This is a genomic window from Deltaproteobacteria bacterium (assembly GCA_029210625.1).
GTDB lineage: Bacteria > Myxococcota > Myxococcia > SLRQ01 > SLRQ01 > JARGFU01.
This window is the reverse complement of the sequence record JARGFU010000024.1, coordinates 40,286-62,525: the sequence shown is the minus strand read 5'-3', so window position 1 is coordinate 62,525 and position 22,240 is coordinate 40,286. Positions and strand designations below refer to the sequence as shown.

22 protein-coding genes are annotated in these 22,240 nt (G+C 65.5%); all 22 read left to right on the top strand.

The genetic code is table 11. The features are described 5' to 3' along the window. Window positions 1-10: 10 nt before the first annotated feature. The 22 genes from P1V51_20095 (at window position 11) to P1V51_19990 (ending at window position 22,232) form a co-directional block, all read left to right on the top strand. A complete protein-coding gene (locus P1V51_20095; GenBank protein MDF1565350.1) occupies window positions 11-328 on the top strand; it encodes a hypothetical protein in 318 nt (105 codons plus the stop codon). Between the two features lie 81 nt (window positions 329-409). Next, window positions 410-2,998 carry a hypothetical protein gene (locus tag P1V51_20090; GenBank protein MDF1565349.1) on the top strand — a complete coding sequence of 863 codons (2,589 nt, stop codon included), beginning with the start codon at window positions 410-412 and terminating at the stop codon, window positions 2,996-2,998. Window positions 2,999-3,007: 9 nt separating this feature from the next. Continuing rightward, complete coding sequence (locus P1V51_20085; protein MDF1565348.1) at window positions 3,008-3,562, top strand: hypothetical protein; 555 nt, start codon at window positions 3,008-3,010, stop codon at window positions 3,560-3,562. Window positions 3,563-3,565: 3 nt separating this feature from the next. Beyond that, window positions 3,566-4,219 carry a hypothetical protein gene (locus tag P1V51_20080; protein ID MDF1565347.1) on the top strand — a complete coding sequence of 218 codons (654 nt, stop codon included), beginning with the start codon at window positions 3,566-3,568 and terminating at the stop codon, window positions 4,217-4,219. Next, window positions 4,220-4,729 carry a hypothetical protein gene (locus P1V51_20075; protein MDF1565346.1) on the top strand — a complete coding sequence of 170 codons (510 nt, stop codon included), beginning with the start codon at window positions 4,220-4,222 and terminating at the stop codon, window positions 4,727-4,729. It abuts the gene before it with no gap. A gap of 63 nt (window positions 4,730-4,792) precedes the next feature. Next, window positions 4,793-7,474: a hypothetical protein gene (locus P1V51_20070; protein MDF1565345.1), complete on the top strand. Its 2,682-nt coding sequence runs from the start codon at window positions 4,793-4,795 to the stop codon at window positions 7,472-7,474. Between the two features lie 12 nt (window positions 7,475-7,486). Next, a complete protein-coding gene (locus P1V51_20065) occupies window positions 7,487-9,274 on the top strand; it encodes a hypothetical protein (protein MDF1565344.1) in 1,788 nt (595 codons plus the stop codon). 3 nt (window positions 9,275-9,277) lie between these two features. Beyond that, entirely contained in the window at window positions 9,278-13,870 is a 4,593-nt protein-coding gene (locus P1V51_20060) for an Ig domain-containing protein (protein MDF1565343.1), read from the top strand. A gap of 13 nt (window positions 13,871-13,883) precedes the next feature. Next, window positions 13,884-14,492: a hypothetical protein gene (locus P1V51_20055; protein ID MDF1565342.1), complete on the top strand. Its 609-nt coding sequence runs from the start codon at window positions 13,884-13,886 to the stop codon at window positions 14,490-14,492. Continuing rightward, on the top strand, window positions 14,492-14,683 hold the full coding sequence (locus tag P1V51_20050; protein ID MDF1565341.1) for a hypothetical protein: 192 nt from the start codon (window positions 14,492-14,494) through the stop codon (window positions 14,681-14,683). The genes P1V51_20055 and P1V51_20050 overlap by 1 nt, the downstream gene beginning before the upstream one ends. A gap of 38 nt (window positions 14,684-14,721) precedes the next feature. Further along, window positions 14,722-15,333 (top strand): hypothetical protein, encoded by a 612-nt coding sequence (locus P1V51_20045; GenBank protein ID MDF1565340.1) that lies wholly within the window; start codon window positions 14,722-14,724, stop codon window positions 15,331-15,333. A gap of 9 nt (window positions 15,334-15,342) precedes the next feature. Then, on the top strand, window positions 15,343-15,651 hold the full coding sequence (locus P1V51_20040; GenBank protein ID MDF1565339.1) for a hypothetical protein: 309 nt from the start codon (window positions 15,343-15,345) through the stop codon (window positions 15,649-15,651). Window positions 15,652-15,661: 10 nt separating this feature from the next. After that, window positions 15,662-17,128 (top strand): hypothetical protein, encoded by a 1,467-nt coding sequence (locus P1V51_20035; protein MDF1565338.1) that lies wholly within the window; start codon window positions 15,662-15,664, stop codon window positions 17,126-17,128. 12 nt (window positions 17,129-17,140) lie between these two features. After that, window positions 17,141-17,515 (top strand): hypothetical protein, encoded by a 375-nt coding sequence (locus P1V51_20030; protein MDF1565337.1) that lies wholly within the window; start codon window positions 17,141-17,143, stop codon window positions 17,513-17,515. A 398-nt stretch (window positions 17,516-17,913) separates the two neighbouring features. Next, window positions 17,914-19,638, top strand: a complete 1,725-nt coding sequence (locus P1V51_20025) for a hypothetical protein (protein ID MDF1565336.1) — start codon at window positions 17,914-17,916, stop codon at window positions 19,636-19,638. Between the two features lie 13 nt (window positions 19,639-19,651). After that, entirely contained in the window at window positions 19,652-20,116 is a 465-nt protein-coding gene (locus P1V51_20020; protein MDF1565335.1) for a hypothetical protein, read from the top strand. Between the two features lie 12 nt (window positions 20,117-20,128). After that, on the top strand, window positions 20,129-20,335 hold the full coding sequence (locus P1V51_20015) for a hypothetical protein (protein MDF1565334.1): 207 nt from the start codon (window positions 20,129-20,131) through the stop codon (window positions 20,333-20,335). Between the two features lie 74 nt (window positions 20,336-20,409). Then, window positions 20,410-20,829 (top strand): hypothetical protein, encoded by a 420-nt coding sequence (locus tag P1V51_20010; GenBank protein MDF1565333.1) that lies wholly within the window; start codon window positions 20,410-20,412, stop codon window positions 20,827-20,829. 26 nt (window positions 20,830-20,855) lie between these two features. Then, window positions 20,856-21,224, top strand: coding sequence for a hypothetical protein (locus tag P1V51_20005; protein ID MDF1565332.1), 369 nt, complete (start codon window positions 20,856-20,858; stop codon window positions 21,222-21,224). Beyond that, window positions 21,221-21,511 (top strand): hypothetical protein, encoded by a 291-nt coding sequence (locus P1V51_20000; GenBank protein MDF1565331.1) that lies wholly within the window; start codon window positions 21,221-21,223, stop codon window positions 21,509-21,511. Before P1V51_20005 ends, P1V51_20000 begins: the two co-directional genes overlap by 4 nt. A 5-nt stretch (window positions 21,512-21,516) precedes the next feature. Further along, the gene (locus tag P1V51_19995; GenBank protein MDF1565330.1) at window positions 21,517-21,801 is read left to right on the top strand and encodes a hypothetical protein; all 285 of its coding nucleotides are present in this window, start codon (window positions 21,517-21,519) and stop codon (window positions 21,799-21,801) included. After that, window positions 21,798-22,232: a hypothetical protein gene (locus P1V51_19990; GenBank protein ID MDF1565329.1), complete on the top strand. Its 435-nt coding sequence runs from the start codon at window positions 21,798-21,800 to the stop codon at window positions 22,230-22,232. Before P1V51_19995 ends, P1V51_19990 begins: the two co-directional genes overlap by 4 nt. Window positions 22,233-22,240: the final 8 nt, after the last annotated feature.

Below are 22,240 nucleotides of genomic sequence, written 5' to 3'. Positions count from 1 at the left end.
GGAGCGCACCATGAGTACGGTCATCACTGACGCCCAGGTCGAAGCGCAGCGGGAGATCATCGTCGTCGACAACCTGCCGGGGCGCACGACCCCGCTCTACCTGGGCTCGGTTCTCAAGGGCGACGTCGTCACCCTGAGCGGTTGGGTCACGGGGACGAGCTACTCCGACACGATGGGCCAGCTCACCTCGCTCCGGGCGACGTTCGACGCCCAGGCGACCATGACCATCGGGGCCTATACCGGCTACGTCGAGAGCTTCAGCCACTCGGACAGGCCGGGGAAGAAGTCGCAGCGTTTGACCATTAGGCTACGCCGGCTCCCGGCGTAGGGGTAAGGGCAGGGGGGAGGGGGGGGAAGTCCAGCCTTGGGCCTCCTGGGGCCTCCTGGGGGCACGCGAGAGGGAGAGGATATGAGCTACGTCCCAGCAACGGACGCCCACAACATCCGGTTCGACTACGAGCTCTTCGGCGGGCCTCGGACGGCCAGCTACACCGTTGCGACCGCGGTCGCGAGCGGGATCGCTTTGGGTACGATCCAGACTTTGGGGAGCCACTGGGTCGGGGAGGTCATCACCAAGAAGCAGGTCGACAACTATCGCACCGAGATCATCCTCTCCGGGCTCTCACGCCGGCTGGAGAGGATGCCCTTCCGCGGCCTCTACAACTGCACCGACTCGGACGGGACGGCGCGCTATGGCTCGACAAGCGTCACCGACGTCGTCCAGATCCTCGCCTACCTCCAGCCGCTCGTCCAGACTGCCGGCCTGACCATCGACGCCGGGAGCCTCTACCCTACGCTCACCAGCGGGATCCGCCCCGACGAGGCCGACATCTCGGGCAGCGTGCGCGACACGCTGACCAGCATCGCGCAAGCCTGTCAAAAGACCTGGTACGTCTCCCAGACGACGTCCTCCGGGCGGCGCGTTATCTACCTGACCGGCTTGTCGCAGCCGGGGGTCCCCACCCCGACCGAGGAGTCGACCGAGAACATCAAGAACATCCTCATCATCGAGGGGCGCCCGCGGAAGTACGTCGACGAGTCGGGCATGACCGACGCGCAGAAGTGGGCGCGCTACACCGAGCTCAACGACCAGACCGGTCTCACCGGCTACGCAGACGGGCAGGCCCGCTTCTACTCTGACCGCAAGCAGTTCGCCTACGCCAACCTCGCCTCGGTTTCCACCTACGGGCGCCGGGAGGAGCGCGTGCAAGTCCCCTATATCGGGGACACCGCGGCGGCGCTGAACTTTGCCACCAAGTGGCTCGGCGTCTTCGCCGGCCCGGTCGCCTCGAGCGAGAGCCGGAAGGTCATCCAGTCCCCGACCTCAGCTTCGGGCGAGCACGAGAAGATGCCCTGGGAGGTCGGGGTGGGGGCGGTCAGCGTGGACGTCTTGCCCACGGGCGGGGCGACCGTCGCGCTGAAGTGCTCCTACACCGTGAGCTCCGGGGACCGGCTCAACTCCCTCCTGCGGAAGGGGGACTTCGTCAAGCCGATCGAGAACCACCGGGACTGGCGCATTGACCTCCTCGACCGCTGGCAGCGGGGGAAGCGGGGCACCGAAGCCGAGAGCTTCGACGGCTCCCATGCCAAGCCCGGGTCGATCCCCAACACGGCGCTCGCCGGCTACCCCTGGAACTTCCTGACGGACCCGACCAAGATCGACGGCGGCGTCGGCAACATGAGCGTCGAGTGCCAGTTCGACGACGACGGGCAGCACATCGACGGCACCGTTGCGGTCCTCGCAGCGAACAGCAAGACGCGCTTCCGCTGGGACGCAGACGGCACCCTGCGCGCCTACGCGAACTCGGGGGCCAACGAGGGCATCGCCACCAACTGGACGGTCGCCCCGGATGGTTCGGTCACCGGCACGCTCAAGGACAAGATCCAGCTCGAGCTCACCCACCTTCTCATCGAGGGCGAGGCCGACTTCGGCCCCTTCAACGGGACCATCAAGGTCGAGTGCGCCTACGTCCCAGACGACGGGACCTGGGGAAGCGAGACGACCCCGGGGGTGCTCTTCTACTTCGCAGACGGGGGCGGCAACCCCTACGTCGTAGGCTGGTTCGACTACCTGACGGCGATGCTCCACACCCAAGGCGTGCGGGGCTTCACCGGCCTCCCCTCCGCCCCGGCCTCTGCCTGGACGATCGAGGCCGATGGCAGCGTCACCGGGACGTTGCGCGACGAGATCCTCGCTATCTCGACGCAAGCGGTCACGGCCTCCAAGCTCTCCTACACCGACCTCTCGGGGGAGACCGCCGTCACGGTGGACCCATCGAAGCGCGTCCTCTTCACCTACGCGCCCCCGGGGATGCCCGCGGTCGAGCACCTCTCGGTCGACATCGTCAACGACCAGGTCCTCCCGTTTGCCGACATGGCGGGATACCAGCATGGCGGGAAGACGGTGCTCGGCGCCTCGAACCGAACCTTCAAGTGGGCCTACATCCAGAACGTCGAGGGCTGGACTAGCGGGCTCCGGAAGTGGGGGATCGACGAGAACGGCAACGTCGCCCTGGGGCTGAAGGACTCGGTCGTCAAGACCATCTACGGGGGCCTCTCGGCGCTGCCGAACGTCGAGAACACCATCGCCTACGCCAAGGCCAACGGGACCACCGGGAGGCTCGCCGGCCCCGCCAACCAGGCAGTCGGCACCGAGTATGCCCTGGGGATCGTCGACGGCGTCATCCAGTGGGTCGCGGGGGGAGTCGGCGGCGGCGGGAACGTCGACAAGATCCAAGATCCGGACGACGCGACCACCCGGCTCCAGATCGACGACGCGACCGGGAAGCTCCAATACTTCTCGGCGAACACGCTCGTCGCGGAGTTCGACTCGAAGGTCAGCACCAAGGGCTTTCGCTACTACGACTCGGGCGGGGGCTACTTCCAGGTCAAGAACAACGGGGAGGTCGCCCGCTATGATAGCGGCAACAACCTCGTCTGGAAGATCGGAACGAACGGCGTCATGGCCGGGATCAAGGTCGGCTTCAAACAGGGGTAGGGGGAACCGATGGCACTGAAGAAAATGTACGCAAGCGACGGGATCACGCTCCTCTTAGGCTACGAGACGGGGGACCTCTTGCTGGGGTGCAACGCCGCGGGGGTCGAGCTCCCCAACTGGGACGAGATCGTCCTCGCCCAGCGCGTGCGGATCCGCTCCCTGTACCAGGCCCTCGTCATGAACCCCCTCCCGATATGGACGCGGGGCAACGAGACCACCCTGGACCCCTCCCTCGCTCTCGGCGTCCGGTCGGACGCGATCTACGTCTCGCACGTCGACGACCTCAAGCAAAAGACCAACGCGATCCAGTCGGTCGTCAAGGCGATGATCGACCCGACCCTGACCCTCACCGTGTGGGCGGTCCCGATCGGCACGCTTCGCCCGAAGTACGACGGGGCAGGGGCGACGCTTCCGGAGCCCTGGGACGACGCCAGGGACGCCCGCCACCTCGAGCAGGTCATGGAGGCCCTCGACAAGATCGAGCAGATCCTCGGGATCAACGTCGCCCTGCCGTCCAGCGCCTACGCCCTCATCAAGCTCGGAACCCCTCCCGTGGGAAACTAGACAATGGCGAACGGTTACATCCTCAAGTGGCAGTGTGGCGGGGGCTTCCCCGCCGGCTTCTTCATCGTGCGCTGGGACCAGTGCGACCCCGGTTGGTACGTCCTCAACGGGACCGGCCAGGTCGTCGAGACGCTGGGCGCGCTGCTCGCTCGCCCCAAGAACACCCTCGGGCAACCGGGCGGCGACTTCTCCCTCTACGAGGGGTGGATCCCCCGAGTGCCCGGCGTCCCTGAGCAGACCTTCAACGACCAGGCCGGGATGGGGCGGGCCGCGTCCCACTATCAGATCATCGCCCACTACCCGGGCGCTGGGGCCGGCGGGACGTTCACCCCGTGGCGCACCCTGGACCCCTGGACCGATCCGGCCTGGGACACCAACCCCGCGAGCGACCAGTTCATCCGGCTCAAGCGGCGCTACTTCTCCCCCACGGTGAAGGTCAACTTGCTCGAGCTCACCGACCTTGCCGGGGACGTGCGGGGCTCGATCGGGGAGGTCAACTCGTTCACCGGCAAGAGCTACGCGGCAGCGATGGTCCCGTCCCTCTGCACGCGGACCCATATGATCGAGCTCGCGCTGCATACGCCGCGGCTCTGTGAAACGGACAAGCAGATGAAGGTCGCCGACATCGGCGCCAACATCCTCTACTGGAGCGCCTAGATGAACTACGACTATCGGGCGAAGGCCCTGGTCCTGGCTGACGGGGCGACGGCCACCGACCGGGCCTACATCCTCTACGACAACATCCTCGGTAAATGCGTCATCTACCCGCTGGGCGGGGCGACGGTGGGGGTCGCCCCCTACGACCAGGGGATGAAGTGGAACCCCACCCTGCGCCGCTATCGCTACGACTACGAGATCATCTTCGCGGGCGCGATCGTAGGGGTGGGGACCAACCCGATCATCTCGGGCTTCATCCCCCAGGACGACGTCATCGTCGCCCTCGACCAGCTCACTCTCTGCGACTACGCCGGGGTCACAAAGGGCGCCCTGCGCTGGCTCCCGCTCGCCGCCCAGGTCGCTCCGGAATACTACTACGGCGTCGACGTCATCGAGGTCGCGACCTTCTCGGAGGACACCGGGATCGTCTTCACTGAAGGCGCGGGGGGAGGAGACACCAGCAACGGTTCGCTGACCATCGTCAAGGGGGTACAGGTTTACCCTTTCTGAGCCTGTTCATTTGAGGTCTAATACCAGCAAAGAGTTTTGCTGGCTTGACAGAAGGAGGCCGCGATGGGCTTCAACCCCGGAGTGACCGACGTAAGCCTTGGGGCGACTCCCTCGGCCTTGAATATCCCCCAGGCAAGTCCCAGCACAAACCCCGCAGCGAGCGGCCTCGAGAAGCTCAACCTCGCCCCGCAGGGGAGCGACGTTACCGATCCGGAAGCCTTCGGGGCCGCGCTCATCAATCAGAACACCGGGCTCGTCACGCCTCTCGACGGCAACAACTTCTTCACCACCGACCCCGGAGAGTATGAGCTCGGCCTATCCGCCGTGGACGGGCTGGGGGTCGTCTTGTCCTACCAGCTCCAGACGGCCCGGGTCGTCAAGACCTTCCGGCGCTACATCGTCCCCTCCGACTGCCTGGTCATCGACCTCGACAAGCCCTGGGAACCGGAGGTCGACATCTGGGGCTTCCCGACCGGGCGCGTGCGGGTCCACGTCCTCAACGGCGGCGCCGAACCGGTGCGCCTCGAGATCCTCCACCCCGAGAACGAGCCGCTCAACCGCTCGGACGTCTACCTCAACGTCGGCTACCCCACGGGAGTGGAAATCATCACCAACAAGATCTCGGACGACGTCACCGAGTGGTCGTTCGACGCGAATCCAGCCGCGATCGGCTGGGAGACCTACATCGCCAACGGCAAGACCTATCGCTACCGCGACTACGTCTTCAGCTCGGTCTCGGTCTTCTTCCGCGAGACCGAAGACAAGCGGATCCTCTCCCCCCTGGGGACCGGCCCGGTGGTCTTCCGCGTCTGGGACCAGTACCTCCCGACCGCGGTGCCGGCCCGGATGGCGCCCTGCGACGACAACACGCTCCTCGACCTGCTCACGCAGGCGAGCCGGGGCTCCGCGTTCAGCGGCACCGTGCGGCTGCGAGGCGCGATCGGCGACATTACGGGAATGCCGGACGGCTACCAGATCAACCTTGCCGCCGCGCAGGTCGGGACCTTCCGCAGCTTCACGATCGACTCCTGGGACGACTACTCCTCGGTCAACTTCGGGATCTCGCCCGTTGCGGTCCCCCAGGTCCAGATGCAGGAGTCGAAGACCTTCTCGATCCCGATCGGCTCTGCGGCAGACGGCGACCGGACCAAGAGCGGGCTCCTCGGGACCAACCCGTGGGACAAGCGCCCCCGGGCGGTTTATAACTGGATGGTCTTGGATCTCTCGGCGCGCTTCCAGCTCGTCATCCTCCCGCTGGCGATCGACCCGGTGGACATCCCCGTCCACCCCGGCTTCCCGAGCCTGGTCCCTCTCCAGTTCTTCATCCACGACCGCGGCGCCCCGGGGCAGCAGACCGACTGCCCGGTGCCGCTCACCTTCAACTTCACGGGCGCCCAGACCGCCTACCGCATCGTCTTGCCGGGGAGCTCCCTCGACGCGGGGGTAAACGGGCCGGTGCGGATCTTCGAGTCGAACTCCGCGAACCCCTTGGAGTGCTCCTTCGTCTACACCATCTGGATCGGGATCCCCGACGACGACGCGCACCCCGACGAGACGCTGCTCGTCAACGGCGAGCCGTTCGTCACCTTCTCGACCAAGGCGATGGACCTCGACCCCTCCCAGGCCAACCGGGACGCCTTCTTCGGGGACGTCAACAAGTTCATCGCCCTCGGCAACTTCATGCACCTGTTCGACGTCGAGAACCCGGTGGGGAACTCGCTCGAGCGATGCTGCACCCTGGCGACCAGCTTCTCGACCTTCTTCATGAGTGTCGGCAACCACGAGAACATCCGCCACGGGGGCTACCAGTTCGCGAACGACGCGAGCTTTGTCCACCAGATGGTCTACTGGCTCGGGCAATCGAACTGGGTCGGCTGTGTGCAAGAGGACTGGCTCGGGCGGGCGCAGGCCTTCCTCGACGAACGCGGCTGGGGGTCTGGGACCTTCCTCGACTTCCTCACCTCGGGCTCCGCCTATGAGACGGCGACGCGTCGGGGAATCGACATCGGCCTTCCCTTCGGTACGGCGACCAGCCACTTCTCGGGCTCGGGCGCCTTCGACCTTGACCGTAACAAGGTCTCGGTCATCCTCCTCGTCAACTTCTTCGTCGGGGTCACGATCTCCTACCCCTACGTCATGGACTGGAACGGGGACTGGAGGGTGATTTGGGACCGCCTCTACTCCCCGGTCGACAAGGACGACATCCCCCTCAACAAGCCGGACGGGACGCCCTGGACGAAGGCGGAATGGGACCAGGCCCTCGAGGTCAACGGGCCGGCGGGGCTCTGGCTCTACCGCATCATGGAGACCAACGGACCCCTCTACGCCTGGGACGTCTACTGGCTGGACTATGCGGTCAACACGCGCAAGCAGGCCGGCTTTCGGGCGGATGGTTTCAACGCGACCCCGTTCCTGCTCAACCCCGTTTACCTGGCCTGTTACGACCCCACGGCGAACCCCCCGATCGGAGTCGTCAGTTCAGACGACTTCTCCTATGCGGGCAGCTACGCGGCCAACGAGACGCTTCCCTTGGACGTCGCCGACTATGTTCCGGAGCACGTCAGCAACATCAGCTCGGTCCAGATCTACGTCGCCGACGCGAAATACGCCGGCCCCGGTGGGGGCACTGACGCAGAGGGCAACCCGCTCCCCCGGGGGATGCAGAAGCTCGACTGGTCGGTGCGCTACCAATGGGACTTCCAAGACCTCCACGACGGGACCGTCGATCCGACCCGGACGGCGTAAGGAGCTCACGCGATGGGAAAGTACGTTCACGGCTTCGACGACGGGACCAACAACGGCATCGTCACCACGATCCGGTCGAGCTACGGCTGGGCGCACGTTGACGTCAAGATCCCCCCGCGGCTCGTGGTGCGGCGTCCCTTTGTCCCGCCCTACGACACCGGCTTTTTCCGCAAGAACACCAGCTTCCCGATTTATGGGGCAGAGCTGCGGGAGGGCTTCGCCGCCCACCTCGACGAACTGCGGCTGGCTGACCCGGCACCTGGCTACACCTTCGTCCCCTGCATCGAGCGCTTCCAGCTCCTCCTGAAGGTCACCGGCCCGGGGATCGACGTCACCAAGAACATCTACACCCTCCACCATCACTTCGACTTCCAGCTTCCCACCGGCTGGGACGGGGAGATCCGGTTCCAGTACACGCAGACCATCCCGAACTTCTCCTCCTCCTACATCTACCAGGCGAACCGGGACTACCCCGACGACGGGGCCTACACCTCGGGGGTCTCGACCTCCTACGTCGACACCATATGGACAAACAACTTCTTCTGGACCTGGTCCTTCGCCGACTTCACCTATGCGGTCCCCTCGGTGGACCGGGTCCTCGAGGTCATGGGCTTCAACGACGCCCCGCGGCTCTCCCAGATCGCGGTTCCGCCGGAAGCGACCTCGGTGCGGCTCTCGGCCTACGGGGCGGCTGGGTCGATCGGGAAGTTCTGCGAGAAGGTCGCGGTCGAGGTCCCCGTCTCCCAGATGCTCCCCCGGATGCTCCTGACCTGCGACTTCCCTGACACGGTCGCGGACGAGTCTCACGCGATTTGCCGCTACATCGACCGCGCCAACACCACCTACGGGGGGGGGACCCTCAAGGACAAGGTCCGCGCCGACTCTATGTGTACGATCCGGCGGATCTCCTGCGACGGCATGAAGGAGCCCACCGAGTGCCGCGAGTACAAGCCCTGGCGCAAGTGCGCCTTCTTGGCCGCAAAGGAGTTCTTCGACTACGACGCGACAACCGGGGTCCTCACCATCAACGACGAGGACATCCAGAAGTTCTTCAACCTCAACGACGGCCTCGCCTACCGGCCTTACTACGCCTGGAAGGGGCCGCGCCCCGACTGGGACAAGCTGCATAGTGAGGCCTTCCACGCCTGCAAGACCGCTCCCATGTACTACTGCCACCGGTTCGAGAACGCGGAGGTCCATCCCCACGCGCAGCCCTGCTTCGCCCGCCATACCTCGTCGCTCCCCTGGGCGCTGGTCGGGCAGAACAACATCTGGCGCTACGTCCGGCCCAACAACACGATCGACCTGAGCTGCGCGGAACGCAACTGGGGGGAGGTGGTCCTGAAGGCGCACGACATCGCCGCGACCAACCCCTGCAACCTCTGGCCCGACGAGAAGACCGTGCTCGGCGCGAGCCTCGTCCATGAGGGGCAACCCAACCTCGCCCCGGGCTTCTACCTGCCGCAGGACCTACCGGACGGGGCCTACGAAGTGTGGGCCTATGCCAAGAACACCTCGGCCCTCCCGCTCATCATCGAGGCCGACTACCCCCGCCGGATCCGCGGGCAGCATCGCGAGGGGGCGACGTGGACGATCCCCGCGAACACTGAATACGGGTGGGTCCGGTGCCAAGCGATTGTAGGGGTCAATACCGCCTGTGCGCTTGACCACCAGCTCGGCGGCGGCGCCCGCGTCCGGATCTCCCTGAAGAACGGCGCCGGGGGCTTCATTATCACCGGATCCATCTATGAGTCCGGGGGCGAGTTCGCGCTCCGGTCCCTCTACTTCGAGAGGATCTAAGCAATGGCGAACCCTTTCACCATGACGAACTACCTCTTCACCGGGTCCCAGGACGCGAACGGGGTCTACAAGGGCTACATCACCTTCCGGCTCTCTTGGGATCCTGCGGTGTATTACCGGCCCGACGGCCTCCAGGTCATGGGCGTCCGGATCAACGGCTATCAGTGGTACGGGGACGCCCTGACCTGCACTGCCTACGACGACGCGGCGGGGTGGGGCGACTATCGCTTCGGGAGCGCGCTCTCGCCCTTTGAGTTCACCGACAACTTCATCGAGCTCCAGCGCCCGGGGAAGGGCAACCGTCTCTGGCAGCGCTACGGCTTCTACATCAAGGGCAGCTTCTCTCACCGGGCGGTCAGCTTCGCTCGCCCGGTCGGCGCGCTGCCCTGCGTCCTCGACACGGTGGGGGTCTACCTCTACGCCGGGGTCCCCAGCTACGGGAACCTCTGGGAGGCCGACTCCTACCTCGGCTACGACTTCCTCACCGGGGCTCCGATCTCCCCGGGTGCCGACACCACGGACATCTACTGCGACGACGTGGCCGAAGAGCGCTCGCTGCTCAACGCCACGGGGTCCCAGCTCACCCCCCTCTACAACCCCTACGAGGCGATCCAGCGGGCCGGCCTGATCTCCCGCTACTACGGGCACAAGGTCAACGTCCACATCGCCCCGGGGGAGTACGAGGACACCAAGTTCTTCCACTTCTTCGTCCCGGGCGCGACCGTGGACGTCTTCGGTGACGTCGACAACCGCCCGAAGGTTTGGTGCAACGAGGACGCCGACTACTCGGCCTGGCACCTGGGGTCGTTCGACGAGTACCTCGGCAACATGCAAACCTACTGGTCGACCGTGAAGTATTGCGGCTACAACCACCACCCGGCCCCGCTCAACACCCACCTCCGGATCTACGACGTGGACTTCTCCTCGGTCCACATCAAAGGGCTCCTCAACACCTTCGAGTGCCACCGGTCGGCCTTCGCGCTCTCGCTGGTCAAGACCTATGTGACCGACCGCTACGTCTTCCTCGACAACGAGGTCTCGGCCTCGATTGTTCGCCAGGATCCCCTCTGGGACTACACCGAACACTTCACGATGATTCCGCGGGGCGGCAGCTACGGGGCCTTGAGCTACATCGACCCCGCCTACTGGTCGAACATCCACTGGAAGCTACTCAAGGTCCCCATGCCGAGTCGCGCCGACTACGTCCAGTTCTACGGGGAGGCCGACGCGCAGCACCTCGATAACCTGGGGATGGGTCCCTACTGGGGCGGCTTTTTCGGAAAGTCGGCTTGGCACAACTTCGGGAACTGGAAGATCGACGGGGCCTACCTCGACGGGACCCCGATCGACACCATGTTCATCACCTTCTGGGAGGCCTGCTACAAGAACCCGAATACGGGCAACTGGGACTCTTACGACACCCACGTCGAGGTCCGGCGCAACACCTTCCGCGACAACTGCACGGTCGTCCGGTTCAACGCCGGGGTCGGCTCCATGTACTTCACCAACAACGTCGTCATGGGGTCCTTCCCCTACGACTCCTACACGATCAAGCAGTTCCGCTGCGAGGGGCGCCGCAACCTCATCGTCGAGAACAACACCACCGACGACAACATGCAGACGCCGGTCTACCTCCTCGGGGATCTCTACCCGGACGACGGCGTCGAGCTCTACGACTACACCGCATACCCCGCCAACAAGACGATCCACGGCACGCGCCAGGACAAGCTCATCTCGACCGGGACCTGGCCGGTGGCGACCATCCGGAGGCAGAACGAGTGCCAACTTGGGGTGGGCGGGCTCACGGTCGGCAACTGGTACGGCAACGGGGAGGAGAAGAACTGGAGCGACCCCGAATACGAGAACTACATGAGCTTCGCCAACAACATCATCCACTACAAGATCCAGCCGGTGCTCTTCAACCGGGCGAACGCGCAACTGGTCGACCTCGTGGGGATGGGCAAGGCGACCTTCAAGGAGTGGCTCGGGGTCGCCCCGACGCACTACGACTCGGGCTCTAGCGATGGTATGTCCGCTTACAACCAGGAGATCGACCTCGCGCAGTTCTACGACGTCATCGGCTTCCGGCCTCTGCCGAGCTCGCCCTACATCAACGCCGGCAACCCGGGCGTCGCGTACAACGATGCAGACGGCGCCCGCAACACGGTCGGGCACACCGGGGGGCCGGCAGGCACCAACGTCGTCGTCGCCCGGATCTACTGGATCGACTCCTTCGTCCCGGTCAACTACACCAAGGTCTATACGGGGATGCACCTCGAGCTGAAGGGCAACCGCTCGACGTGGGGCGGCGGGGTGGAGCCGACCTTCACCTGGGCCGACGACCCCGGCAACCCCACCTCCCAGGTCTGGGTCAACAACGGCACCTTCGCCGGCATGAACCAGTCGGCGGTCCTCTCCCAGGCGGGGACCTACACCTTCTCGGTCACGGTCGACGACGGGGCCGGCGGGGTCGACACGGCCTCGGTCACGTTCCTCGTCTCCGCGCAGAGGACCTTTTGCGTCAACTCGGATCGCACCTTCGTCAACAACGTCCTCCCGTTCGACCAGGTCGCCCCGGACGTGGCGAATTGGACCTTCTACGAGGACGCGGACTACTCGGAAGCCGTGGGCGGGACGGTGCAAAGCGTCAATTATGACGGCGCCGCCCACAACTCGGTCGCCCTGAACTGGGCGGCGCATCGGGACGTGACCCTGCCGCTGACCGACTCCCGCTACTACATGAAGTTCCGGGTCGCCAAACAGCACGTCGACAAGCGGCTCAACAATGACCTGAAGTTTTGGATCTTCGTCCAAGACGCCGATGGGAACCTGCTCTTCAGTGACCAGGCGATCATCCGCGGCTCGAACCTCGTGACCAAGCGGAACGCCGACTGGTCCGTCACCTACGGGGTCGCGAGCGCCTACTTCAGCGTCTCTGGGCAGACCAACGTCCGGATCTACGTCATGACCGACAACCGCGACGGGGGCCGGACCTACCGGACCTGGCTGGACGCGGTCTACATCACCCCGGCAGACGTGGAGAGCGACGCGATCTATCAAGACCTGCGGCTGGCGATCCGGCATCACAAGCCCAACGACTTGATCCAGCTTGCCGGCACGGCAGACGGGATCTTCTTCGACGTCCCGATGAGGATCGCCGGCAAGAACATCGCGTTCAACATCACGGGCGGATGGGATGCTTCTTCCCACAACGGGGCGGTCTATACGAGCCAGGACTGGACTACATACAAGAGCCACTTGAACTATATCAGGTTCGCTTACTTCAAGCGGCAACGGGACTGGGCATACAACGCGGTCTCGACCAATATGTATATCTATTTCCCGTCGCTCATGGGTCATTTCTACGTTTCCAACGAGTGGCCGGATCTCCCGAATGCTTGGGCCTACGACGGCATGAACATGCAACTCATCATGCACGCGCCCGTCATCATCGAGAAGATCAAGTTCTCCGGGCTCTACCGGGCCGGCGACATCACCGCCTATGGCGACTCGGTGCAACAGATCGACAACAAGCTCACGGTGCGGGACATCGAGATCGAGGACTGCCTCGAGGGCTTGCGGATCCGCACCGAGCACATTGATCTCGACGTCCTTGACAGCACGGGGGCGCGGGTAACGGCGGGGACCTTCATCATCGCGGCCAAGCGCTCGAACCTCATCGAGCGCAACTGCCGGATCAACGGCAACTCCTTCACCGACTGCGGGGTCTTCTCTGCGATCGGCTCGCAGGCGATCAACCGGGACGACGACGTTTGGCGCCGGATGCCGAGCTTCACCGACGACCCGAAGTGGGCGGTCAACTTCTCGGCCTATGTGCAGAACCCCTACTGGAACGTCGTCTACGACCCCCACTTCGCCCCGATCGCGATCGTCGAGGACGATCTGAATAAGGGCATGGAGCCCAACTTCGAGATCGCGGGCAACACCTTCCGCAAGCCCACGGCGGGACGCGAGGCCCTCTACGACATCGTCTTCACCGGCTCTGCGCTCCCCCAGTCGCGGGTGAGGATCCACGGCAACGACTCGGACTCCGGAAAGGACTTCATCGGGATCCACCGGGTCGGGGATCGCTGGGACTACTACTGCCCGGAGTGGCCGAAGTTCATGACCTTCACCCACTCCCTGGTGGAAGGGGCGATCGACTGGACCCAGTTTGCCGACGCTGCCGCCGCTGCCGCGTTCCTCGAGGCGAACACCGACCACTACCTGGCGGTCTACGACAACACCCTCGCGGATATGCGTTCGATCGTCAACTTCGTCAACGGCAGCGGCTTCTCGGAGGCGAGCCCCCGTGGGGTTCCCTACTTCCTCCTCGAGGACAACCTCTGCACCGCGGTCCCGTTCGCGGCCCACTTCGGGGCGGGGTCGGCCATGACTCCCCAGGGGTGGGACAAGATCCAGACCCCGGGCTCGGAGTGGTATCACATCGGCAACAACGGCGTCGGCTGCGCCGAGAAGCACATCACCTGGAACATCATGCCCGGAGAGCCGCAGGCCACTCCGCTCCTCCATAACGCTATGTGCCACCACGGGGTCATCCCCCGCCAGATCTTGGCGCACTTCCCTCGCGGCTAGATAGGAGAGCTTCATGGACAGGATCGAACAAGCTCGCGGCGACCTTCTGCTCCCTCTCGCGCTCCGGGGCGCCGGCGGTCCCTACATCTACAACCCCCTCAACCCGGAGGCCCTGGAGGTCGTGGCGTTCCATCCGGACTATCCGGCCTGGAGCCTCGCCGGCTACTCGGTGGTCCCGGTCTCGGCCTACGGCGAGGCCTGCCTCCTCATTCCGGGGGCGAGCCTGCCGACGCTGGTCGAGAACTTCTTTATCTACGCCTACTCCCCGACTGGGGCGTTCTACACGCAGATCTTCGAGGTCGTCTTCTTCCCGACGACCGTCCGGACCCAGGTCAGCGCTCTTGCCGCGAGCCTCGGGGAGTTCAGGGTGGACTTCGACGCCTTCGAGGCGACCGTCATCCAGCAGCTCGGTTTGCTCCTCGTCCCCACCGAAGCCAACGTCGAGAAGACCTTCGAGTGGAACGTCGACGGGACCGAGATCCAGGCGGTCAACATCCGGCTCGTCACCGACGACAACGCGCCGAACTTCGACAACCCGGACAAGAAATACCGGATCGAATACTTCCGCGACGAGACCTCCCGCCGCGTCACGCGAGCGACGATCAAGGAGGTCGCGGTCTAATGGCGATGCCGGCCTTCACCCCTGACGGGGTAACGAAGAACGTCGACGTGCGGCCCTCGACCGCGAACCTGGGGACCGTGACGATGGGGTCGTCCCGGGAGGTCATCGTCGCCACGCTCCCGCAGTCGCCCAAGGCGAAGATCCTCCAGTTCAGCGCCCCGGCCAAGTGGCGCCTGATCGAGTTCCTCTAATGCTCGGCCTTCTCTGGAGGGACTTCAGTATCGAGGGCATGGGCGGGCCTGCGGTGGATCCGGTTGTCGAGGACACCTTCGGCGCCGCCTGGGGCACCGGAGCGCCGTATGCCGGGGACTTCGCCCTGCCCGAGAACCTCGACAACTACCAGGCAGAGATCTTTCGCGAGGTGGTGCGGCGCACCATGCGACGCAAGGACCTCTACCTCTCCGAGACCCTGGCGTCGATCGAGTCGCCGTTGAACGCGGCCTTCGCCCAGACGGTGGGGCTCGAAGCCCTGCGCCCGATGAACGTGACCGCCCCGGCCTCGCCCGCGGTCGCCCGCCGCCGGGTGGTGTTCACGGCTGGCTCCGAGTACGTCCACGAGTTCGGCGCGGTGGAGATCACCGCCTGGAGCGAGCAGGCAATGACCTTCGGCTGCGAGCTGGTCTTCACCGACGACACGCGCTCGACGACCGTGGAGATGCCGGTCCTCGCGGGGACCTGGGACCAGATCAAGTTCCTCATCCCCCCGGGGTTCAGCCGCCAGCGCATCAAGCAGGTCCGGGTCGGCATCCAGAACGTCCCCCTTGTGACCAACCAGTTCCGGATCGGGCGCGTCTCGCTGCTCTACGCGGCGAGCCCCCTGCCGGCCCCCGTTATTGGATAGGAGACCCCGATGCCTGGAATAGTAGACGTCAAGACCCCCCGGGAGCACTTGGGCGCCGTTGCTCATCTCCTGCGGGCGATCCTCATGCAGCTCAAGAGCTACCCGAACGGACTCGGGTCCAGCTCTGACGCGCTTCCGGTCTACCAGGTCGGCGGGATCGCCACGGGCTCCCAGCCGATCTCGGGGACGGTCACGGTCTCCAATCACGCAACGTCCCCGTTGAACATCACAGACGTCAACTACATCGCCGAGCGCAACGGCGACTCGATCCGGTTCCAAGCCTTCCGCACCTTCGTCTCGAGCCTGACCGACGCCTAAAGGAGATCCCATGCTCAACCTCAGTCTTGCCAGTTTCCGCGAGTTCGAGCGGCTCCCGCCGCAGGTCGTCGACCTGTCTGGTTTCCTCGTCCAGTCTCTCTCCTATTGTTGGGTCAAGACGACCAAGAACTACTTCATCGCCGGCACCCACCGGGATCGGGGGATGCTCGTCTTCGATCCGGCCTCGATGCAGGTCCGCTGGACGATCTACTCGCCCGACCCGACCTACTTCAACGGCAACCAGACGTTCGAGGAGATCGAGGACGCCAACGGGCAGCGCTTCTTCGTCAACCAGTACGCGGGCAACTCCCAGACCCTCAACATCTACCCCTTCGGGGGCCAGGGGCTCGTCAACATCAACGGGACGAACTACGGACAGATGGCGCAGGGGTGGACGCAAGGGGCGCCGCTCCCCGCCCAGACGAACCTCCCGGTCACGCCGAACACCCAGCACATGAGCGGGCTCTCGAACTGGTGCGACGAGCGCTGGCGGATCGCGCCGAAAACGATCAACGACACCTCGCCCACCGTGGCCGACCCTGGGGCCGCGCCGACCTGCACCCCGGCGACGAGCGGCGGCAACCTGGCCGACGGCACCTACTACATCGCCTACGCCTGGGTCACAAAGCGCAACATGGCCCGGACGGCGCACGGCTTCACGCTGGCCTCCGCCGAGCAGACCGCGGCGGTAAGCGGGGGGGGTGGCCTGGGCTCGATCGACGTGACGATCCCGGCCTTCCCGTCGAACGTCGTCGGCGCGGTCGTCTACATGGGGACCACCTCGGGGGACCTGCGCGTCACCGCCTCCTTCAGCCAGGCGGGGACCTACACCCTCAAGCACGACCTCGACGCGCTCAACCTCAACGACAAGCTCTACTATGGCTACAACAACAACTTCTACTGGACCGACGTCCGGGCGGCGCCGCTCTCGACCGCCTGGACGTGGAACCTCATGCTGAACACCGGGTTCCAGACGAACTACCGGTACTACTCGCACCCCACCGGCTACGCCTTCCAGTTCTCCCCGTTCAACCGGGAAGCGGGCTTCGCCTACCTGCCCTACATCTACACGCACACCTACCCCTACGGGGGCTGGGATAAGTTCAACCTGGCCGACTTCGCGACGGGCAACCAGTTCGACGTCAAGGACAACGGGGACCTCACGCTCGGCATGAACGCGAAGTATGACTACTGCCAATACGCAATGACCAAGCCGGTCCCCGAGCTGGCGGCGCACCTCCGCATCTCGCACCCCAACCAGTTTACGGACATCTCCCCGAACATGAGCTACGACCTCGTCTCCGACATCACTGGGGAGACTATGTGGAGCTGCCCGCGGCAGAACACCGCTTCGACCTACCCCAGCTACCAGAACGACGCCGACGTCATCGTCGTCGACGGGCTCCCCTTCCTGATCTACTTCAACCGCCCGATGAGGGCTCTTGTCCGGCAACCGATCATGCTTCCGGACTGGTAAAAGGAGAGAACCATGAGCGTACACTACAAGAGCCTTGACTGGATCGTGAAGGCGGTTGACTTCTCCCGAATGATTACCGAGGCGACACGGGAGAACGACAAGGCCCTGACCCTGACCATCTCCTTCGGCGCGAAGCGGATCGACGAAGAGGGGGTGCCGGTCCTCGGCCTGCTCGGCGCCGAGCTCTGGGACGAGCTGGTCGCGAAGACGTACCCGGCGACCCTGCGGGACATCTACGACTTCTCGGTGGCGATCAACCACCCCGAGAGCCCGTTCCGGCCCGCGGCCCCGGAGGCGACCGACTTCCTGAGTCTCGACGCCCTGGTCTCCGGGCCTATGTACCAGTTCGCCCTCTGGATGTTCGCGCAAGGGCGCTGGATCCTGTAGGACGCCTCGCGTGAAGCGCTCGGAGCCCCCGCATGGGGGCTTCGTCGCGTCCGGGGCCAAGGGTGGCCGCTCGACCCGGCTCGTCGCTCCTGGGAGCTCCACGGGCGACGTGGATATGAACCACCACGACCTGCGCGGACACCATGACAACCTTGCCCTATTCCGAGTGGGAGAATTGGGCTACCATAAGCCAGCATGACAGCAAAGCGGCAGGGAGGAGACGGCGCACCACCTGAACTTCGGAGGGTTCTTCCATGCCTCAACTGACAGCAGGCGCAAGCCTGCGCCATGAACTCGCGGGGACCAACCTCGCCACGGGCAAGCCCCACACTGGGGGGCCTGTCTACGTCCTGCTCCGCGACGTTACGGCGAACCGGCACTGGGACGCGACCCTGAGCTTGTGGGTCCTCGGAGAGCCGGCCCTGGGCGACGTCCTGCTCGCCTCCGATATGGGCAGCGGCAACTTCGCCTACGTCATCCCGACCTCGGCGAGCGCCGGCCTGGCGGGGCACATCCTCAAGACCAAGCTGCTTACCACCTACGACGAGGCCGCAGAGGTGCTCTCTTCGGAGGTCGCGAGCTTCGAGGTCGTTGCGGGCGGCGAGTCCGGGGTAGCCGGCAACGCGGCGATCGGCGGGGCCGGTGGCCCCCAGATGTTCAACTCGGGGCAGCTCGTCCCGTTCGTCATCGACCTTGACGCCTCCGGAGGCCCGCCAAGGATCGAAGTCCGGCGCATCTCGGACGGCTACTACCTCGACTTCGCCAACAACACCTACAAGACCTCGGGCTGGGGCCAGAAGTCGGTCAACGTGCCCTCGAACGGGGTCGCCTGGGCTTGGCTCTGGGACACCACCAACCTCGACACGACCGCGCACGCCGTTCAAGTGGAGTGGCTCATCGACGGGGAGGTCTTCCCCGAGCTCTACCTGTTCAACTACGGCGGCGCGGGCGCGACTCTCCAGCAGATCGAGAACTCCGCGGTCCTGGCGAAGGAGATCACGGTCCTCTCCCGCCTGGCGGCTGCGAACTACGTCGCCCCGCCGAGCACCACGCAGATTCAATCGGACCTGACGACCTTGCTCTCCCGGCTCTCGGAGACGCGGCTAAACCGCCTGGACTTCATGGACGCGCCGATCACCTCGCGTCTCGCCGCCAGCTCCTACGCAGCCCCGCTCAACAACTCCATCACCGCAATCCTCAACGCTCTAACCAACGTCACCACCGGGCTCGCTGCGATCAAGACGGCGGTCGAAGCCGTCCCGGGGAACGTGGAGACCGTGCTCCAAGACGACTTCGACGGTCTCATCGCCCAGGGATACCCGACCCCGAGCGCGATCGCGGAGGAGGTCCAGACGCTCCTCTCCTCGGTCCTCCAGACCGCCGCCCTGGCGGGGACCTACCTCGAGGCCCTGACAACGGACGACGGCGGGATCCGGCGCTTCACCGCCGCGGCCCTGAAGAAGGTCATCCTCGTCCCTGAAGAGCTCGACATCGTCAACAACCCCACCAACCCCCCGGAGGTCTCACAGATGTATCGCGTCACGCGCTCGATCGACGTCCCCGACCCCGGGCTGGGGGTGGAGAGCATCAACGTCTATCGCTCGACCGACCTCCTCTCGGAGGTCTGGGACCTGGTCAACACCATCCCCTACACCCAAGGGGAGGACGAGGTGGTCTTCGACACCACCGTCAACGGTTTCTTCCGGATCGCCTTCGTCGCCTCGGATGGCCACGTCGGGACCCTCTCCGAACCGTTCGCCGTGGGCTCTGTCTACGACCGCGACTTCACCTACGCGGTCGAGTCGGACTCGGGCAAGTTCATCGTGGGCGACCAGCGCTACCTCACGGTCGTCGTCACCGATCCGGAAGAGAAGGGGACGGTCTGCCCTCCCTCGACCTTCTCGATCTACGGGCCGCTCTCTGACGAGACCGACCTGACCTCCTATCCGGAGACCCCGGTGCAGCTCGACGTCCCGGTGCTCGTCGACCGGATGGAGCTGAAATACCTGCTCGACTGCCGTCTGCTCGAGCCCGGGCTCTACATCTTCAACATCAAGACCAACACCGGATACGAGGTCATCCAGAACGCGAAGCCCCTGAAGTTCCGGGTCATCGCACGCTAGGACGGAGCCGTCTATGAGCCCAACCCTGGAGCCGCCCGTCATCCAGATCGGCGGCGAGCATGACGCGGAAATGGCGAAGAACCACGGGACGGTCCTCGTGTGGCTTTCCCAGATGGCTCAAAACACCGACACCGCGCTCAAGGTCATCTCGGAAAAGCTGGACTCGGTGCTCTCGGAACTCAAGGACCAGGGCAAGCGCATCGGGGGACTGGAGACGAAGGCCTTGGAGAACAAACACCAGCTCGAGCTCGTCCGGCGCGATCACGCGGACCTCGATCGCCTGGTGACGAAACACATCGCGGACCATGAGATCGCGATGAAGGAGAAGGACCGCAGGCGCTACGAGCTGTTCACTCGCCCGATCGTCGTCTGGGTGGTCGTGGGGATCCTGGGGCTCGCCGTCGTCGGCGGGACCATCACGGGGACGCTCTACGCGACACGCACGACGTCGGGCACTGCGGGCAGCTCGCCCGAGTAGGAGGAGAACCCCATGAAGGCCTGCGAGGAGAAGCTGGTCCCGATGGTCGCCGCGCTCAAGGGGCATCCCTCCTGGGACGCTGCCGAGAAGCTGCTCGCCCTGGACGGGATCAAGAGGGGAGCCTGCCCGCACGACTGCCTTGATATTTGCGCCTTCGGGCAGGAAGAGATCTTCCGCGACGCCCAGGCGAAGGGGATCGTCTTCGGGGGTGCCGCTTGACGCGGGCAGAGGTCCTCGCGACCGCCCTGCCGGGGGACATCCTGCTCGTCGCCGGCCCTTGGTATATCCGAGCGTTGACGTGCGAGTCGGCCTCTCACGTCGCCCTGGTGGCGGGCTACGACTGCGACGACGACCTCCTGGTGACCGAGTACACCTACCTCGGGGGCTGGCGCGAGACGCCCTTGGAGGAGTGGCTCGCCACGCGCCGGACCCAGGTCTGGTTCGGCATCGCCCCGGGCAATCTGCGGGGGGCGCAGGCGATCGGCGAGCTCCCGTGGGCCTATGGGAAGTTGGGCTATGGCTTCGGCGAGGCCGTGTGGGCTTGGGTCTGCCGGATCATCGGGCGCCGCTGGGCTGGCCGGGGGCAGATTTGCTCGACCTACGTTCAGCGCGTCTGGAAGGCCGCGAAGTCCGCGAACTGGATGGGGGACGGTCGCGCAATGTACCCCGGCGACTTCTTCGACTACGTCATCTCCTACCCGGTCACCGAATAGACGTGGCGACCTACGGCTCCGCGAGCATGGGCCACGTCGACCAGGCCCACCCCCTCCTTCGGGACTTTGCCCTGGAGCTCGTCAAGCACCGGGACTGCTCGGTGGTCTGCTCGCACCGGGGCAAGGAAGCGCAGCAGCAGGCCTTCGCCTCGGGGGCCTCGCGTGCGCGCTTCGGGGAGAGCCCCCACAACTACTTCCCCGCCCTGGCCCTGGACATCGTCCCCTATCCGGAGGCCTACGCCTCGGATCCGGCGCTCTGGGCGCTGGGCGCCTTCGGCCTGGACCTCGCGATCCGGATGGGACGTCCCATCGAGTGGGGCGGGGCCTGGCTCGTCCGCTATCGCTTCCAAGACCTCCCTCACTTCCAGCTTCGAGACTGGAGGAGCTACCTATGATCGAGCGCATCCGGGCCGGCTGGCGGTCCTTGCGGTTCGTCGACGACGGCAAGCTGCGGCCTTGGGTCGTCATCGACTTCGTCATTTTCGGCCTCGGCCTGGTGGTGCTCGCGAGCCTTTGCTCGCAGGTCGTTTGCGACCGGGCCGCGCAGATCCAAAGCCTGCTCATCGCCCTCGGCGGGGCGGCGATCTCTGCGATCTTCGGCGGGGCGTTCACGGGGGCGGCGGGCTCGGTGGCGGCGAAGGTCTTCCCCCCGGCGCAGGGCAAGCCGGCCCTCAAGGAGTAGAACCGATGGCAGACCTCCTCAAACGCAACTGGCTCATTCTTCTCGCCCTTCTCGGAGCGGCCCTGGTGCTCGCCTTCGGCCTGGACTCGGTCGTCGGGGCGCTGGGCGCGCTGGGCGCCGCGGTCGGGCTCGGCGGGAAGGCCTACTCGAAGACGAGCGTCGCCTCGGCCCCGCAGGCTGGGCCGGCAGTGCCGACGCCCAACGCAACCCCGGCCTCCGGGCGTCCCTCGGCAGAGGAGCTCCTCGAGCGCCTCGAGCGGATCCGCGCCCGCAAAAGGAGCACCCCATGAAGCGCCTCGTCGCACTCGCCCTGGTCCTCTCACTGGTCTCCTGCGGGGGGATGAATCCGGTCTTCGCCGCGGAGGGCACCTACACCATCACCGCCGCGGAGCTGGACGCGCTCGAGCAAGGCATCCAAGACCTCGCCGCCTGCGAACAGACGACCCCGTCCGTGGACGTTCTGGGCTCCCCATTTGTCACCGTGGGGCCAAGGGGACAAATCGCCACCTCGGGGCGCCTGGAGCTCCGAGTGAGCCTTCCTTCCACCGTGGGGCCGGGGACGATCTACGACTGGACGATCCCGGTCGACCTGAACCTGAGCGTGACGGCGGAACAGGTCGAGCCGAGCTGGTGGGAGGCGCACGACTTCCAGATCGGGGTCACGATCGGCGGCGTCACGGTTGGCGCTAGCCTACTGTTTCTTCTCGGCGCCCTCCAGTAGGGCAAGGA